The organism is Exiguobacterium sp. s56 (assembly GCF_018618255.1).
GTDB classification, from domain to species: Bacteria; Bacillota; Bacilli; order Exiguobacteriales; family Exiguobacteriaceae; genus Exiguobacterium; species Exiguobacterium chiriqhucha.
The window spans coordinates 22752-38162 of the sequence record NZ_JACSLR010000011.1 but is presented as its reverse complement, the minus strand read 5'-3'; the positions used below and the strand labels follow the sequence as shown (position 1 = coordinate 38162).

The 15411-nt window shown below is 51.9% G+C and carries 16 protein-coding genes; 11 read left to right on the top strand and 5 right to left on the bottom strand.

The features are described 5' to 3' along the window. Nucleotides 1-3: 3 nt before the first annotated feature. Nucleotides 4-168 (bottom strand): YycC family protein, encoded by a 165-nt coding sequence (locus KNP71_RS11025; protein WP_214830705.1) that lies wholly within the window; start codon nucleotides 166-168, stop codon nucleotides 4-6. Between the two features lie 140 nt (nucleotides 169-308). On the opposite strand from KNP71_RS11025, the gene KNP71_RS11020 reads away from it, so the two are divergent. The 4 genes from KNP71_RS11020 to KNP71_RS11005 all read left to right on the top strand — a co-directional run bounded on the left by KNP71_RS11020 (nucleotide 309) and on the right by KNP71_RS11005 (nucleotide 5018). Next, nucleotides 309-1100 (top strand): hypothetical protein, encoded by a 792-nt coding sequence (locus tag KNP71_RS11020; RefSeq protein ID WP_021068149.1) that lies wholly within the window; start codon nucleotides 309-311, stop codon nucleotides 1098-1100. A 102-nt stretch (nucleotides 1101-1202) separates the two neighbouring features. Next, nucleotides 1203-3326, top strand: a complete 2124-nt coding sequence (locus tag KNP71_RS11015) for an MMPL family transporter (RefSeq protein ID WP_029596244.1) — start codon at nucleotides 1203-1205, stop codon at nucleotides 3324-3326. A 253-nt stretch (nucleotides 3327-3579) separates the two neighbouring features. Further along, nucleotides 3580-4215 (top strand): YitT family protein, encoded by a 636-nt coding sequence (locus KNP71_RS11010; RefSeq protein ID WP_034797492.1) that lies wholly within the window; start codon nucleotides 3580-3582, stop codon nucleotides 4213-4215. 80 nt (nucleotides 4216-4295) lie between these two features. Next, entirely contained in the window at nucleotides 4296-5018 is a 723-nt protein-coding gene (locus tag KNP71_RS11005; protein WP_021068152.1) for a YwiC-like family protein, read from the top strand. Nucleotides 5019-5039: 21 nt separating this feature from the next. On the opposite strand, the gene KNP71_RS11000 is transcribed toward KNP71_RS11005, so the two are convergent. From KNP71_RS11000 to KNP71_RS10990, 3 genes are all read right to left on the bottom strand, one after another. Continuing rightward, nucleotides 5040-5984, bottom strand: coding sequence for a DUF4003 family protein (locus KNP71_RS11000; protein WP_251132801.1), 945 nt, complete (start codon nucleotides 5982-5984; stop codon nucleotides 5040-5042). Between the two features lie 90 nt (nucleotides 5985-6074). Beyond that, nucleotides 6075-6506 (bottom strand): type III secretion system chaperone family protein, encoded by a 432-nt coding sequence (locus KNP71_RS10995; protein ID WP_016509669.1) that lies wholly within the window; start codon nucleotides 6504-6506, stop codon nucleotides 6075-6077. Nucleotides 6507-6572: 66 nt separating this feature from the next. Continuing rightward, nucleotides 6573-6839, bottom strand: a complete 267-nt coding sequence (locus tag KNP71_RS10990) for a metal-sensitive transcriptional regulator (RefSeq protein WP_021068154.1) — start codon at nucleotides 6837-6839, stop codon at nucleotides 6573-6575. Between the two features lie 286 nt (nucleotides 6840-7125). On the opposite strand from KNP71_RS10990, the gene KNP71_RS10985 reads away from it, so the two are divergent. The 5 genes from KNP71_RS10985 to KNP71_RS10965 all read left to right on the top strand — a co-directional run bounded on the left by KNP71_RS10985 (nucleotide 7126) and on the right by KNP71_RS10965 (nucleotide 12578). Further along, complete coding sequence (locus KNP71_RS10985; RefSeq protein WP_021068155.1) at nucleotides 7126-7431, top strand: rhodanese-like domain-containing protein; 306 nt, start codon at nucleotides 7126-7128, stop codon at nucleotides 7429-7431. After that, nucleotides 7428-9896, top strand: coding sequence for a CoA-disulfide reductase (locus tag KNP71_RS10980; RefSeq protein ID WP_214830704.1), 2469 nt, complete (start codon nucleotides 7428-7430; stop codon nucleotides 9894-9896). The genes KNP71_RS10985 and KNP71_RS10980 overlap by 4 nt, the downstream gene beginning before the upstream one ends. Before the next feature lie 181 nt (nucleotides 9897-10077). Then, a complete protein-coding gene (locus tag KNP71_RS10975; RefSeq protein ID WP_021068157.1) occupies nucleotides 10078-11520 on the top strand; it encodes an alanine/glycine:cation symporter family protein in 1443 nt (480 codons plus the stop codon). Nucleotides 11521-11601: 81 nt separating this feature from the next. Then, nucleotides 11602-12060 (top strand): DUF1877 family protein, encoded by a 459-nt coding sequence (locus tag KNP71_RS10970; protein WP_021068158.1) that lies wholly within the window; start codon nucleotides 11602-11604, stop codon nucleotides 12058-12060. A 65-nt stretch (nucleotides 12061-12125) separates the two neighbouring features. Continuing rightward, entirely contained in the window at nucleotides 12126-12578 is a 453-nt protein-coding gene (locus KNP71_RS10965) for a hypothetical protein (RefSeq protein WP_214830703.1), read from the top strand. Between the two features lie 42 nt (nucleotides 12579-12620). On the opposite strand, the gene KNP71_RS10960 is transcribed toward KNP71_RS10965, so the two are convergent. Further along, a complete protein-coding gene (locus KNP71_RS10960; protein ID WP_058765500.1) occupies nucleotides 12621-13628 on the bottom strand; it encodes a metal ABC transporter solute-binding protein, Zn/Mn family in 1008 nt (335 codons plus the stop codon). A gap of 172 nt (nucleotides 13629-13800) precedes the next feature. Between KNP71_RS10960 and KNP71_RS10955 the strand changes: the two genes are divergently transcribed. Then, on the top strand, nucleotides 13801-14736 hold the full coding sequence (locus KNP71_RS10955; RefSeq protein ID WP_214830702.1) for an alpha/beta hydrolase: 936 nt from the start codon (nucleotides 13801-13803) through the stop codon (nucleotides 14734-14736). Between the two features lie 66 nt (nucleotides 14737-14802). Beyond that, a complete protein-coding gene (locus KNP71_RS10950; RefSeq protein ID WP_214827671.1) occupies nucleotides 14803-15402 on the top strand; it encodes a histidine phosphatase family protein in 600 nt (199 codons plus the stop codon). Nucleotides 15403-15411 lie beyond the last annotated feature (9 nt).

Below are 15411 nucleotides of genomic sequence, written 5' to 3'. Positions count from 1 at the left end.
ACGTCATTCCGTCTCCTTTTCCTCGTTCGTTTCAGTTTTGGCTGTCTCGAGCTCCATCATCTTTTTGACGATGATGTGTTTTGGCATATGCATGAGTTCCTCGAGTGGGACGTTTAGCTTTTTGGCAAGCTCAACCGCCGTCTCGGGAGAGAGTTGAAGTGGGCGCATGAGGGTTCCTCCTTTCCAATTACGGGTATGCTACTGCCAGTATACAGGAAAAGCGGACAGATGGAGAATGTGTTCTGTGAACACATTCAAAATCGAAAAATGCGTCGTGCGTTGCTAAGCTGAAACTAGGAAGTGATCAAATGTACAAACAAGTAGCAGACTATCAATTTCATCAAACGGTTGAATGGTTAGAGCGCGTTGGTGGAGGATGGATGTTGTATTTGGCGCAAACCGGGTTTCTGTTTTTTGACGAGACGTTCCAAATCCGATGGGAACTCGAGTGGAAATGGGCACCTTGCGCACTATATATTGAACCACATGGTAGAAGAGCCGTCGCGCTATTTCGAGATTTGCAGACATACGGAGTCATGGATTTGACGAACGGGACGATGGAACGTCACCCAATTCCACGGACGTTCCATGACGATTGGTTCAGTAACCTGCACTACTGGTCAGGGGACGATTTGTATTTGTACTCGGCCGAATCAGATATCGTCGCCTTGAACTTGAACGATCACACGTTTCGGTATAGCCGTTACGAGGAGATCCCGGAGTTCGGGAACATCATCGAACTCGCATATCAATCGACCTATGATTTCGAACGATTCACGGCACCTGGCCTCGTGACCTTGTACGATGAACGGAATCAACAGTTCATGGTCGAGGACGTCGAAGCGGGCGCGCGTTGGAAGATTCCATACGGGGGTGACCGTGACTTGGTCATCGTCGATCAAATGGGTGTGACGACCGCCATCACCTCGATGACATCGTTCCAACTGTTTGAGCGCGATTGTGAAGTGTTCTCATCAGAAGTATGTGCCGAGACCGAATTGTTGAAAGTCGTCTTATTGGACGAGCCGGGCGACAGACTTGTCGTCCTATCGACGCCGCGTCGCTTCTGCCATAGTTGGCTGCAAGTGTTCGAGCGTTGACAATCCTGGACCAGGGCATGGTTCAGGATTTTTTTACGAAGGCTTACAGAATCTCGTCTAAAAACGGGAACAGTCTTCTTAGATGGAGAGGAGTGGACAGGGATGGAACGATTAGGACAAGCGTTAGTCCGATGGCGCTACGCTGTCGTGTTGATTTGGACGGTATTGCTCGCGGTATCGGTATATTTCGGATTACAGTTGCCAAGTGAACTGCGCGGCAATGGATTTGCGATTCAAGACGGGCGCTTCGCCCAAGTGGAAGATACGTTGAACGACCGGTTCGACCGGGCCGGGGCCTCGATGATCGTCTTGTTGGAAGGTGGCGACCTTGATACGGTCATCGAGCAGCAACGGGATCGACTGATTGACGTCGATGGGGTCGACGGCGTGATCACGCCAGCTGAGAATCCCGATGCCCGCTCAGGGGACGCAGCTTACTTATTGCTCGAGTTCGAGGATTACGATACGGCCGAGGCGTCAATCGATGACGTTCGCAACGCCTTGATTCGAGATACGGATACAGACGTGCGATTGACCGGAGAGCCGGTCTTCGCGGATGACTTGAATGAAGCGTCAAAGAATGACTTGATTCGGGCCGAGTTGATTGGAATCCCGGTCGCGTTGCTCGTCCTCTTGCTCGTCTTCGGGACGCCGCTCGCCGCGGTCATGCCATTATTCGTTGGATTGATTACGTTCATCGTGGCTGCCGGCTCGTTGTTCTTCTTTGCCCAGACGATGGAACTGTCCATTTTCGTCTTGAATGCGGTCGCGATGATCGCCATCGCGCTCGGCATCGATTTTTCCCTATTGCTCGTCAACCGTTACCGGGAAGAGCTCGCACATGGGAAGTCGCGAGAGGCGGCCATCGTCCGAACGGTCGCGACGGCCGGACGTTCGATTCTGTTCTCAGGGCTTTGTGTGTTCGTCGGACTGGCCGGGTTGTTGTTCATCCAAGTCGACGTGTTCCAAGCCATCGCGCTCGGTGCGCTGATTGCGGTGGCCGGTGCGGTCTTATCGGCGCTCACACTGTTGCCGTCCGCCTTATATATCGTCGGAGATGCGATCAATAAAGGGCGTCTTATCAAAACGAATGAGACGCGTTCTGAAGTACGGTGGCAGAAGTTGGCCCGTTTCGTCATGAGACGCCCCGTCACGATGACGCTCGTCGCGCTCTTGCTGCTACTGCCAAGCCTCTGGTTCGTTCGTGACCTCGAACTGAACATCCCGGACGCCGATGCACTCCCGACCTCGTACGAGTCACGGGCCGCCCTTGAGCGGTGGGACGACGTGTTCGGGGAGACGTCGACCGATGCGGTGCTCTTGTTTGAGACGAATGACTTGACCGATTCGATGATTCTCGATGAATTGACTGCACTCACCGATGAGCTATCCGAGGATCCGATTGTCGACAACGTCACGACGTTCTTGACGGCATCCGGTCTCGAACCAGCCGAATTCCAACAACTCGCTGAAGCGGCACCAGAGCAACTCGAGGCGTTCGAACGTCTCGTCACGCTCGAAGGGAATACAGACCTTGCCCTCGTCAACGTCAGTTTCAACGTCCCGCCGAGTGATAAAGACGCGCAAGCATTCGTCCGAGATTGGCGCGAGAGCGGTTTTGACGTCGGGGGACCAGCCGCATTCAACGAAGAAATTTATGAAGAGATTTATGACAGCATCCCGTATGCGGTCGTGACTGTCATCTTGGCGACGATGGTCATTCTCATGTGGGCGTTCCGCTCAGTCTTGATTCCAATTAAGGCGATCATCATGAACGTGCTCGGTCTCGGGGCGACGTTCGGTCTGCTCGTCATCATCTTCGAATCAGGCTACGTGTACGATGCCGAGACGATCAGTATCTTGACCCCGGTGTTCATCTTCTCGCTCGTGTTCGGCCTATCGATGGACTACGAGGTGTTTCTCGTCTCGCGGATTGAGGAATATTATCGGGAGACCGGGGATAACGATTACGCGACGGAGATGGGACTCGCCAAGACGAGTAAAATCATCACGTCGGCCGCAGTCATCATGATTGTCGTCACGGGGGCGTTCGCTTTTACCGGTGTTAGTCCGATCAAACAGCTCGGTGTCGGCATCGCGCTCGCGATTTTTATCGATGCGACAATCATCCGGATTTTACTTGTCCCGTCCTTGATGAAACTGCTTGGGGACTGGAACTGGTGGTGGTTCGGTAAGAAAGATTTACCGAAACGTAATCTACACTAAATATACATTTAATGAAACAATCGCGAGAGTATGTTAAAATAGTCTCATGATTACGCGCAATTTGGGAAAGGAAGGTCTTTATGGATACCGAGAGGACATGGCCTCTGTTTCAATTACCGGACTTCTAGCGTTGAGTTTTTACAAGCGACATCAATGTAAAAATCAACAAACGGAAGATCGGAGATGGAACAGATGGAACCGCGGCTACGACTGAGGATCCTCCTCTCCGTTGAAAACGGGGAGGACAATCGGAATGAAACGAGTTGCTACCATAGTGCTCGGAACGCTGATCATGGCGTTCGGTTATTATTATTTGAATGAACAGTTTGGTTTGGCAGAAGGGGGCTTCGTCGGGCTAGCATTGCTCGGCCGCTATTTATTTGATATCGATCCGGCGATCTCGATGATCGTACTCGATATCCCCTTCTTTTTAATCGCCCTTTGGTGGAAAGGCTGGCGCTTCGTCGGGCAAGCCGTGCTTGCCGCGGCGTCACTGTCGCTCAGCTACGCCATGTGGGATCGGTTGGATTTACTCACGTTCGATATCCAAGTGTGGCCGGCGACGTTGTTCGCCGCCATCGCGAGCGGGATTGTGACTGGGTACGGTCTCGGTCTCGTCTTGAAATCGGGCGGGGCGACCGGGGGCGACGATTTATTCGCACTCGGCCTATCAAAATGGACCGGCGTATCGGTCGGGACGATTCTCATCATATTTGATGTCATCGTTTTGGCGATCTCGCTCATCTATTTGCCATTGTCGAATGCGCTTTATACGCTTCTCGCGGTCTCGATTGCAGGTCGTGTCGTCACGAAGATGTTGACGGACGATGTGGTCGAAATCACCGTGCCAAGTGTGACCAAACTAAAAACAAAAAACGATCTCGCGTGAGATCGTTTTTTGTTTTGTAAAATTTATCACAGTTTTACAGTCATCTTTCTTCTACACTACACATAGAAGGAGGGAGTCACATGAAATGGATGATTCCAAAACAGCACGGCGCTTGGTCGATGCTAATCTTACCGTTCTTACTCGGCGGCATCGTCGGAGGGTGGACGCTCGCGCACATCCCGTTCGCCATCGCCTGGTTGTTCGTTTATATGGGTACATTTTTCTTGTTCCAATACATTAAGCAACGAAAAAAGTCACAAGAGCTGTTGCGCACGGTCGTGACGTATTTGACGATTGCGATTGTAGCCGCCATCCCGGTGTTTTTGTCCGAGTGGCGTCTTGTCTGGTTTGTCCTTGCTATGATTCCATTCGGTCTCACCAACGCCTACTTCGCCAAAATTAAGGATGAGCGCAACGTCTGGAACGACGTCAGCGCCGTCACCTCATTTTGCATCGGCGGGATGGCGAGCTATTATCTCGGGTCACATGCTTTGGACGGGACGATAGTGTGGATGTTCGCTTTGCCGTACTTATATTTCCTCGGAAGTATCTTTTTCGTCAAAACGATGATTCGGGAGAAGAAGAGCTTGTTTTATCGGAACGTATCATGGGGATATCACTTTTTGCTCGTCGCCATCTTCATCGCGTTTGGCTATCCGGTCTTGGCACTCGCTTACGTGCCGAGTCTCGTCCGGGCGGTCGCATTCTACGGCAAAAAGATCCCCATCATGAAGATCGGGATCGTCGAAATCGCCAACTCAGTGTTCGTGCTCGGTTGTCTCAGTTGGTATTTATTTAGTTGAGAAGGGGAAACCCTTCTTTTTTTAGTCGCTCGAAGATGTGCTCGAAATGATAGCCACGGTCGCCGCTGCCGTTGCTGCCTGTTGCATGGCGAGCAGATGGGCGAACGTCCCGTGCAACAGTAAATCGCTCGCATCTTCCTTGATGTTGTTTGCCGCGACGAGTTGCAGGGCGACCGTCAACGCGTGGGTGTGGAACCAGCGATGCTTTTCCTTCTCAGCGTTCGTAATGTCGATCAGGTCGCGCTCGTCGTTGTCGTTCGGAGCCGCGACGATGGCCAAGAGGGCGAGCGCTGGCAGATGCTCATTTTTGACGGCGATTGCTTGTCCTTGGAGCCGCGCGCGCCACTCGAGCAGGCGGTTGATGACCTCGTCTGAAGGCAAGTCGCTAAAAGCAAGCAGATGGGAGACGAGTTGGAGCTCGTTTGAGCGGGGCAACTCGGCTTTCAACGCTTCGTAATACGTCTCAATCCGTTGACTCAACGTATCGTGGTCATTGAACGCTTGAACGAGGACGAGGGCAGACAGAAGGTCTTCTTCGCTCGTCAGCCAAGGATGGTTTCGTTTGAACGTTTGATAGAGTGCGCTCGCCTCGTCAAGCCGGCGCTCGGGCTCATCGACGTTAATCAGTTGGCTCGCGATGAAGGGACGCAACATACTGAAGCGGAAGTGTTTCCGGTCGAGCAACGTATCGAGCCGGAGTGCCTCGTCGATGGCCGGTTCGATGTCTTCATACTTGGCATCGAGAAACGACAGCCAGACGAAATTATTGCTGCCGCGAAACTTGGAGAAGGCTTTCGTTTTCCGTTTGACGGCCGCTTGAGCCTGCTCAAACCGCGTTTCATCGAACGGGGTGTCGTGTATGGCATAATTGATGGCCATCAAGCGTCGGAAATCATCGGTGAACCACTTTGTCGCTCCTCTGATTGCCTCGAGCGCTTCGAGGTAATGCGTATAGCGTGTCATCATCAGCAATTCCTCCTTTTTCTCCTTATACGTGCCCAATCGAAAGAATGATTCAAAAAAAGCCGCCCTGGATTCGTCCGGGGCGGCTTTTTGTTATTGGACTTGCGTATACAACTTCTGCATGTACTCGTTCACTTCGTCGGCCGCTTGGAACATCATGAATGAATGTTGCAAGATGATCTCTGGCGAGAAGCCGAGGTCGAGGTCGAGCGTCGAGGCGAGCGTGACATCACGGTCGCTGTCGAGCACGCAGCGGAAGTATTTGAACTCTTGGTTGAACTCGTTCAAGGCGTTCAGAATCGGTAGGTCTTCGACGTAATCCGGTACGTGTGTGACCGTCGCGGCATACAGTTCCGCATCTGTCGTCTTTTTATTGAAGGCGATAATCATAACGGGCTGAGCCCCGGATTTAGTCGTTTCACGCGTCAAAAATGTGACATGCGTTTCAGTCTCGCTCTCTTTGAACGTCATATTGCGTTCAGCGACGAGCGCTTTAAATGATTCTACTTTTTCTTCGAAGTTCACAAACAAGTCCCCCTTAAAAGTCGTTACTCTAACTTTCGCCCATTTGCGGAGGGAAAGCAAGGGGAACTAGCGTTTCATCAACATTTTGATGGCTTCTTCGACGGTTTCTGACGTATCTTCGCCATCTTGTTGGGCGGTGATGATGCACTGCTCCAAGTTCTTCGCGACGATGATGGTCGAGGCGCGGTCAAGCGCTGATCGAGCCGCACTCAACTGTGTCACGACGTCACGGCACTCTTTCCCTTCTTCCATCATGCGGATGATGGCCCGGATTTGTCCTTCGACCCGTTTCATCCGGTTCAACACTTTTGCATCGTATTGATACTGTTCCATTAGATTCACCTCTATATTCAAATCGTTCAGTAACCCAACTATTTATTGTGTAGTCTCATCTTAATACGTGGGGGAGTATGTGTCGAGCAACAACGTTTGATGTGAAACTTTTTCAAACGTTTACCGATTCGACAAACAAATCCCTTGCAATCAAATACCACAGGGGGTATATTAATGACGTGGAAGCGATATGTTCAACGAATCACAAACTTCCGTCGAACGCCCGCTACCAAGCTGACGAATAAATAAGTGAAATATTATAGATCAAAAGGATGGGTAAACAAACATGAAAGCATCTGCCTTGAAACGTCAAATGGATTTTGAAGTACCAGTCAACATCGTCGACGTTCGTGAACGTGACGAGTTCCAAGAAGCGCACATTGCTGGCGCGACAAATTATCCGCTCTCCGAAATGTCGGAATGGATTGAGACGCTCAATCCTGAAGAAGAGTACATCGTCCTTTGTCGCTCAGGTGCTCGCAGCACGCAGGCGACTTGGCAAATGGAAGCGAAAGGTTATAAAGTGGTCAATATAGAAGATGGCTTGATGAGCTGGCCAGGTGAAGTCGTCAAAGGAGGAAATGCGCAATGAGTAAAAAAATCGTAATCGTCGGTGGGGTCGCCGGTGGTGCTTCGGCAGCCGCCCGCCTTCGTCGCTTAAATGAAGAGAATCATATCGTCATGTTCGATCGGGGCGAGTATATCTCGTTCGCGAACTGTGGTCTTCCCTATTACATCGGTGACGTGATTCAAGACCGTCAAAAATTGCTCGTTCAAACCGTCGAAGGGATGAACAAGCGTTTCCAACTCGACATCCGTAACTTGACGGAAGTGACGAAAATCAACCGTGCCGAGAAGACGGTGTCGGTGAAAAACGTCAAGACAGGTGAGACGTACGATGAGTCATATGATGTGCTCGTCTTGTCACCAGGGGCGAAACCGATTCGTCCGAACATCCCTGGGATTGAAGAAGCAGAAGACATCTTCACGCTCCGTAACATCCCAGATACGGATAAAATCCGTAGCTACGTCGATGATAAAGCGCCAAAACACGCGACGGTCATCGGTGGCGGCTTCATTGGAATCGAAATGGCTGAAAACTTACGGGAGCGTGGCGTCGACGTCACGCTCGTCGAGATGGCCGATCAAGTCATGACACCGCTCGACCGCGAGATGGTCTCACCGGTTCACGAGCACATGCGCCTTCACGGCGTCGATCTTCAGCTTTCTGACGGTGTCGACTCGTTCTCTGAGAAAGGGAAACGTGTCCACTTGACGAGCGGTCGCGTCATCGAGACCGATATGGTCGTCTTATCAATCGGTGTCGTGCCCGAATCGTCGATTGCAACGGAAGCAGGTCTTGAGACAGGTATTCGTGGCGCCATCCGCGTCAACGAGAAGATGCTCACGTCAGACCCGAACATCTACGCGATCGGAGATGCTGTCGAAGTACTCGATTATATCTTTAAAGAGCCGACGGTCGTTCCGCTTGCATGGCCGGCCAACCGCCAAGGCCGTCTTGTCGCAGATATCATCAACGGTCGTGACGTTAAATACAACGGAACGATGGGGACTGGGATCGCCAAAGTATTCGATATGACCGTTGCTTCGACAGGTTGGAACGAAAAACGTTTAACAGCAGCTGGTAAAGAATTCGAAGCCGTTCACGTGCACCCAGGTTCACATGCGGGTTATTACCCAGGATCGACACCCGTATCACTCAAACTCTTGTTCCATCCGACGACAGGTGAAATCTACGGCGCGCAAGGTGTCGGGATGAACGGTGTCGATAAACGGATTGACGTCATTGCGACAGCGATGAAAGGTGGCTTGACAGTCCTTGACCTTCCAGACCTCGAACTCAGCTATGCACCACCGTTCAGCTCGGCGAAAGATCCGGTCAACATGATCGGCTACGTCGCATCGAACGTCGTCCTCGGCGATAACGCAGTCGTGCATTGGAATGAGATTGACGAGTTGGTCCAAAACGGCGCGACATTGCTCGACGTCCGTGATGAGTCGGAACACGAACTTGGAAAAATCCCTGGCTCAATCAACGTTCCTCTCAACTCGCTACGCGATCACTTGGACAACTACAGCAAAGACGAAACGATTTATGTGACGTGCCAAGTCGGGCTTCGCGGATATCTCGCATCCCGCATCTTGCGTCAAAACGGATTCAAGGTTAAAAACTTGAGCGGTGGCTACAAGACGTGGTCACAAGTAAAACGCGATTTCGATGCCATCGAGGCAGACGCATCGGCAGCAAATGAGACTGCCGCAACAGCAACGGAGGAGGCACCACCAGTAATGATGAATGAACCGATCGGGGAACCGATTTTCCTAGATACGTGCGGTCTGCAATGCCCGGGACCAATCTTAGAAGTCAATAAAAAAGTAGCCGAACTCGGCGAAGGCGAAACGCTCCGCGTCCTCGCAAGTGATCCTGGCTTCTTTGCGGACATCGAAGCATGGGCGAAGAAAACGGGTAACAAGCTCGTCTCGAAACAATTTGTGAACGGTCGCGTCGAAGCCGTCCTTCAAAAAGGTCAAGGCCCTGCAGCCGTCCAAGCGGGCGCACCAGCAGGCGACGGCGCATCGATGGTCGTGTTCAGTGGAGACCTCGACCGTGCACTCGCATCGTTCATCATCGCGCAAGGTGCAGCGGCAATGGGTAAAGACGTCACGATGTTCTTCACGTTCTGGGGACTCAACGTCATCCGTAAACCAGATGCACCAGAAGTGAAAAAGCAAGGCCTCGAGAAGATGTTCGGCATGATGATGCCATCTCATGCAGGTGAGCTTCCGCTCTCGAACATGAACTTCGGTGGCGTTGGTCAGAAGATGATGAAGAAAGTGATGAGCGACAAAAATGTCCCGTCACTCGATCAAATGATTAAATCGGCTCAAGAGGCAGGCGTCAAAATGGTCGCTTGTACGATGTCGATGGACGTCATGGGAATTAAAGAAGAAGAGTTAATCGACGGCATCGATCTCGGTGGTGTGGCAGCATACCTCGGGGCAGCCGAAGGTGGTAACTTGAACCTCTTTATCTAATCAAATGAGATAATCTAGTCGACCGGTCACGTGACCGGTCGCTTTTTTGTTGTTCGACACCGAAAATGAAAATTGTCGAAAAAGATTGCATTTTTTTAACGTTTTTCCTATAATTCTACTCATGTAAAGAAAGTTAACATAACTTTTTCTTATAACTTACACATACACGGAGGATTTAAAGATGGAGAAATTCGTAGAAGATCTCGTTACAAACGCCAACGACCTGCTCTGGTCGTCAGTGCTAATCGTTGTCCTTGTCGCCTTAGGTTTGTATTTCACCGTTCGCATGGGGTTCGTCCAGTTCCGGATGTTGCCTGAAATGTTCCGCCTCTTGTTCAAAGACGGCATGAAGCGTGAAAAAGGCCAAGTCTCGTCATTCCAAGCGTTCGCCATCGGGACGGCTGCACGCGTCGGGACCGGGAACATTGCCGGTGTCGCGACTGCCATCGCGCTCGGAGGCCCGGGAGCCGTCTTTTGGATGTGGCTGATCGCGCTCATCGGATCGGCTTCGGCATTCGTCGAAAGTACGCTCGCGCAAGTATATAAAATTCGCGACGGTCGCACATGGCGCGGTGGTCCGGCTTACTATATGGAACGTGCGCTCGGTCAGCGCTGGCTCGGGATTTTATTCGCCATCTTGATCACGTTCTCGTTCGGCTTCGCCTTCAACTCGGTTCAATCGAACACGATTTCGTTGTCAGTCAGCAACCAGTTCGGGATTAGCACGACGACAGTCGGTCTCGTCTTGGCTGTCGTGACAGCCATCGTCATCTTCGGCGGGATTCAATCAATCGCCGTGCTCTCGAGTATCATCGTGCCGATTATGGCTGGCGGTTACATCTTGCTCGCCGGGTGGGTCATGATTTCGAACGCCTCATTGTTGCCGGAAGTCTTCGGCTTGATTTTCTCAGAAGGAATCTTTGGACTTCAACAATTGTTCGGTGGTGCCATCGGAGCGATGGTGCTCCAAGGAATCCGACGCGGTCTCTTCTCGAACGAAGCGGGGATGGGTTCAGCCCCGAACGCAGCGGCGACTGCTGAAGTATCGCATCCGGTCAAACAAGGATTGATTCAATCGTTCAGCGTCTTCGTCGACACGCTTCTCGTCTGTACGTCGACAGCGATGATTATCCTGTTGTCAGGTGTCGCCGGTTCAGAGTCGTTCGCAGGTGTCGAATTGACGCAAGCAGCGCTCACAGCAGAGATTGGTCCGATGGCGACATCGTTCCTCACGATCGCGATTTTCTTATTCGCGTTCAGCTCGATTCTTGGAAACTACTACTATGGTGAGACGAACATCCAGTTCATCTCGGATAAAAAGATTTACGTCACACTCTACCGCATCGGTGTCGTCGGCATGGTCCTCTTTGGAGCCGTCCGTTCGGCCGGTCTCGTCTGGTCAATCGCGGACGTGTTCATGGGTCTCATGGCACTCGTCAACTTGTATGCGATTTTCCGTCTCGCAAAAGTTGCCCGTCTCGTCCTCGACGATTACTTGGAGCAACGCCGTCAAGGTGAAGATCCGGTCTTCTACGCCGATTCGATTGAAGATCTGCCAGGTCGCGAGTACATCGAAGCTTGGGAATCAGAAGAAGAAGTCAAAACAGGCACGATCCGTTCATAAACGACAAACCGTCTACGAAAGCGCGTAGACGGTTTTTTTGCGCCCGAAAGATGGGTAAACTGAAGAAAAGGGGGGCGTTCAATGATGGAGACGACACACTATATACGCATTTCCCCGGAAGTATGGGTCTCGTTCGGCCAAGACCCGGAAATGATTTTAGATTGGCTGCTGCACGTGCACAGTCAACAACGTGACACGTATGAGACGTTGACGCTCCCTAGGATCGAACGCTTCCAAAAGATTCTCGGACAAATCGAGATTTATATCGATGGGGATGACACGTATAACTTAGAGATGGCCGTCATCGGGGAAGAGTTGATCGTCAATGAGAAGCAGGCGGTCGTTGTCGGGATTTTGACACCGCAGCTCCTCCATATCGTCAAAGATGCGATGAACGCGTTCACGAAAGAGGATGTGGCCGATATGGCGTTCGTCGACCATGACGGGTTCGATGACGTTTGGCTCAAATGGACGCTGTTGAAACGATTCTGTGAAGAGGCGAGTGAGCGGGATGAGCTCGTGTTGATTTACTATGAATGAACAGGCTATGAAAACATCTTGAAAATTGGTAAACTATTACAAATGGTTTATCAAGGAGTGGACGTATGCTTGATTTCTTTGCCCAAATGACGTTTGTCATCGGTATCTTAAGCCCAATCTTCGCGTATCGGGCAGGTCGTAAACAGTTAGGTCGAATCAATCTCGTCACCGTGTTTGCATTTTTGATTATATGGTTTTACGTCATCTCGACGGGTCCAGCCTATAATCATCCGATTTCGATGCTCTTCTACGCTTTGATTGTAGTGAACTGTGGCTTCGCCATAGGGAATAGTGTGCTCTTCCTACGCGAACGCAATCCATTGCTGAATTTGAAGAAGCTGCTCGCGACGCTTCTCTGTTTGACGGTGCTCTGTTTCGTGTTCATTGAACTGATGTACCCGACGAACGTGATGAGCGATACGCTTCTTCAAACAGTGATGCTGACGGTGCCGATTTTCGTATGCGGCGTCATTTGGGCGAGGCTTCGACAAATCGACCGGGAACCAGAACACACATAAACAGCTCGACGCCAACGCGCCGAGCTGTTTTTTTTGAGACTCTTATTTCAATGCCGTCTCAAGCGCTTTGACGTTCTCGCGCATGAGGTCGAAGTAAGTCTTATCCATTTGCTCTTTCGTGACCGACTCCAAGTTGTAAATCGTCACCGTCTCCGCACCGATCTCGTTTTGAACGACCTGGGCGATTTTCGGTGTCACCGTGTCTTCGAAAGCGATGTGCGTCAAGTCGTGAAGTTGTGCCTCTTCGATGACGCGCTTCAACGCTTGCTGTGACGGTTCTTCAGAAGGTGTGAGACCCGTGATTGGAAGTTGGTCAAAGCCGTACCGTTCCGCCAAGTAACCGTAGGCTGCATGCGTCACGAGGAGCTCAGACTTCGAGCCGCCGTCGACTGCTGCTTTGAGCTCGGCGTCGAGCGTGTCGGCCTCTTCTTTGAAGGCGCTCAAACGATCCGCGAACTCATCTTTATAGTCAGGGGCCTGTTCGCTGAATGCCGCTTCGACCGCTTCAGCCATCGAGACGGCATTCATTGGATCGAGCCAGACGTGTGGGTCGTACTGGCCGTGGTTATGGCCATCATCTTCGCTATGACCGGCCTCTTCCTCGGCATGGTCATCTTCCTCGTGTCCGTGCTCGTCCTCACTATGCTCGTCCTCACCATGGACGTGGACCGTGTCTTCTGCCGAGAGGAGTGTGACGTCCTCGGCCGTTTTCACGAACGTGACGTTCTCATTGGCCAAGCTCTTTTCCATCGACTCGACGTATGGTTCGAGGTCATGGCCGACCGTCAAGAACAAGTCCGCCTCGGCGATGTCGGTCATCTGCTTTGAGGTCGGCTCGTACGTATGGGGATCAGCGCCAGGCGGGATGACCATCTCGACACGGACGCGATCGCCCCCGATTTCCTCGGCGAATGATTTCAAGGCGAACGTTGACGCGTAAACGGTCAACTGGTCGCTCGTCTCCTCCGTCGCACCGCTCTCTTCATTACTTGCACATCCACCTAATAGAAGTGTGCCGGCAGCGGCGACACTTAATAACTTTTTATTCATGAACTCTTCCACCTGTCCTCTCTATGTGAACCTTTAAATCGTAACCGTTACGTTCTGCGACTGCGAGTTATATTATAGGTGGCGAATCCGTGCACGTCAAGTCCGACTTCAGATGGATGGTTTTTCGAGAAAAAGGGAATATGATTAAAAAAAGAACGAGGAGTGGATGTATATGAGAAAGGAGACCGCCTGGTTCGTCGGTGGCGCGGCGCTCGCGGCCGCCACGGCAGCCGGGGCCAGCGTGTGGAACCAGTATGGATCGCTCGTGCGTTGGCAAGAGCCCGAGTTGCCGGTGCGCCCCTCGACCCGCAAACGCCGGACTCACACGTACAAGATTGTCAATGACCGTCCGCTCCAGTTTGACGTGTATTATCCGCCAGGGGATGGACCGTTCCCGGTCGCGGTCTATGCCCATGGGGGGGCGTTCGTACGAGGGAATCGAGGTATGGTGACATTGTTCCATCCGTTGCTCGACCATTTTCTCGCCAGAGGGTTCGCGGTCATCAGCATCGACTATCGTCTGTTCGAGGACGGGGTCTATTTCCCGGATAACATTATCGACGTCTCCGATGCGCTTTGCTACTTAAAACAGCACGATGGTCTGCTCAACTTGGATATTAACCGACTGATCGTCTGGGGTGACTCGGCAGGTGCGGCCCTCGTCTTAGCGACGGCGCTCGATCGAAGCAAACAGTTCACCGGTGAACTAGGTGATGACGTCCCGCCGATCAAAGGGGTCATCGCCCTCTATCCGCCGACAAACTTCTTATTGTTCAAGTTCATCCAGACGTGGCTCGCGCATTTGAAATTTTATGAGGGGAGCCGGGAGGCGTGGCGCGAGCTGATGGTGAAGTGTTCACCGGTCACGCATCTTTATGACGACGCCCCGCCCATCCTCATCTTGCACGGAAAGAAAGACCCAATCGTCCCGTTCGGACAGGCGCTCCATTTCGTGGAACATGCGAGCGAAGTCGGTGCGAACGTGCAACTGATTTCCTTCCCGAACGGTACGCATTCGTTAGCGAGCTTTCTCCAATCCGACAACCCGATCAAAGAAACGCAACTCATGGCCCGCATCGATCGTTTCATCGATGACGCGATGATGTGACGTTGCGCTTTTTCGCAAAGATGGTACGATGGGGTAGGATTTAGGAATCATAAAGGAGTGACTCGCGTGACAGAACTTTGCTTGGTCCGACATGGTCAGACCGATTGGAACTTTCAAGAAATCATTCAAGGACGGGAAGACATCCCGCTCAACGCACTCGGACATCGGCAGGCCGAAGAGAGTGCGGCCTTTTTAAGTCAAGAATCATGGGACGTCATCGTGGCGAGCCCGTTGTCACGGGCCGTCGACACGGCGCGTTACATCGCGGAGGCGTGCGGCATCGACGAATCACATATCATCCGAGACGAGCGTTTCATCGAGCGTGAATTCGGGGCTGCGTCGGGAAAACCGGTGCCGGGCATCTATGAAGCCGTCCAAGCCGATGACCAAGACCGCGTACCTGGTCTCGAGTCAGAAGACGAGATGCGAGCCCGTGTCTTGAGCGGTATGCATGATCTCGTCGAGACGCATGCCGGAAAACGTGTCATTGTCGTCTGTCATTCACATGCGATTAAAGCTGCGCTATCGGCGATTGACAACACGTATACGTTCCGTCATGCCATGCGCAACGCCTGCTCGAACTATATCGAACATCAAGATGGTCAGTTCGTGGTCAAGGCGGTCAATGTCGCCGACCATATTACGAATGTGATTGTCGCGAAGTGAGGAGAAACT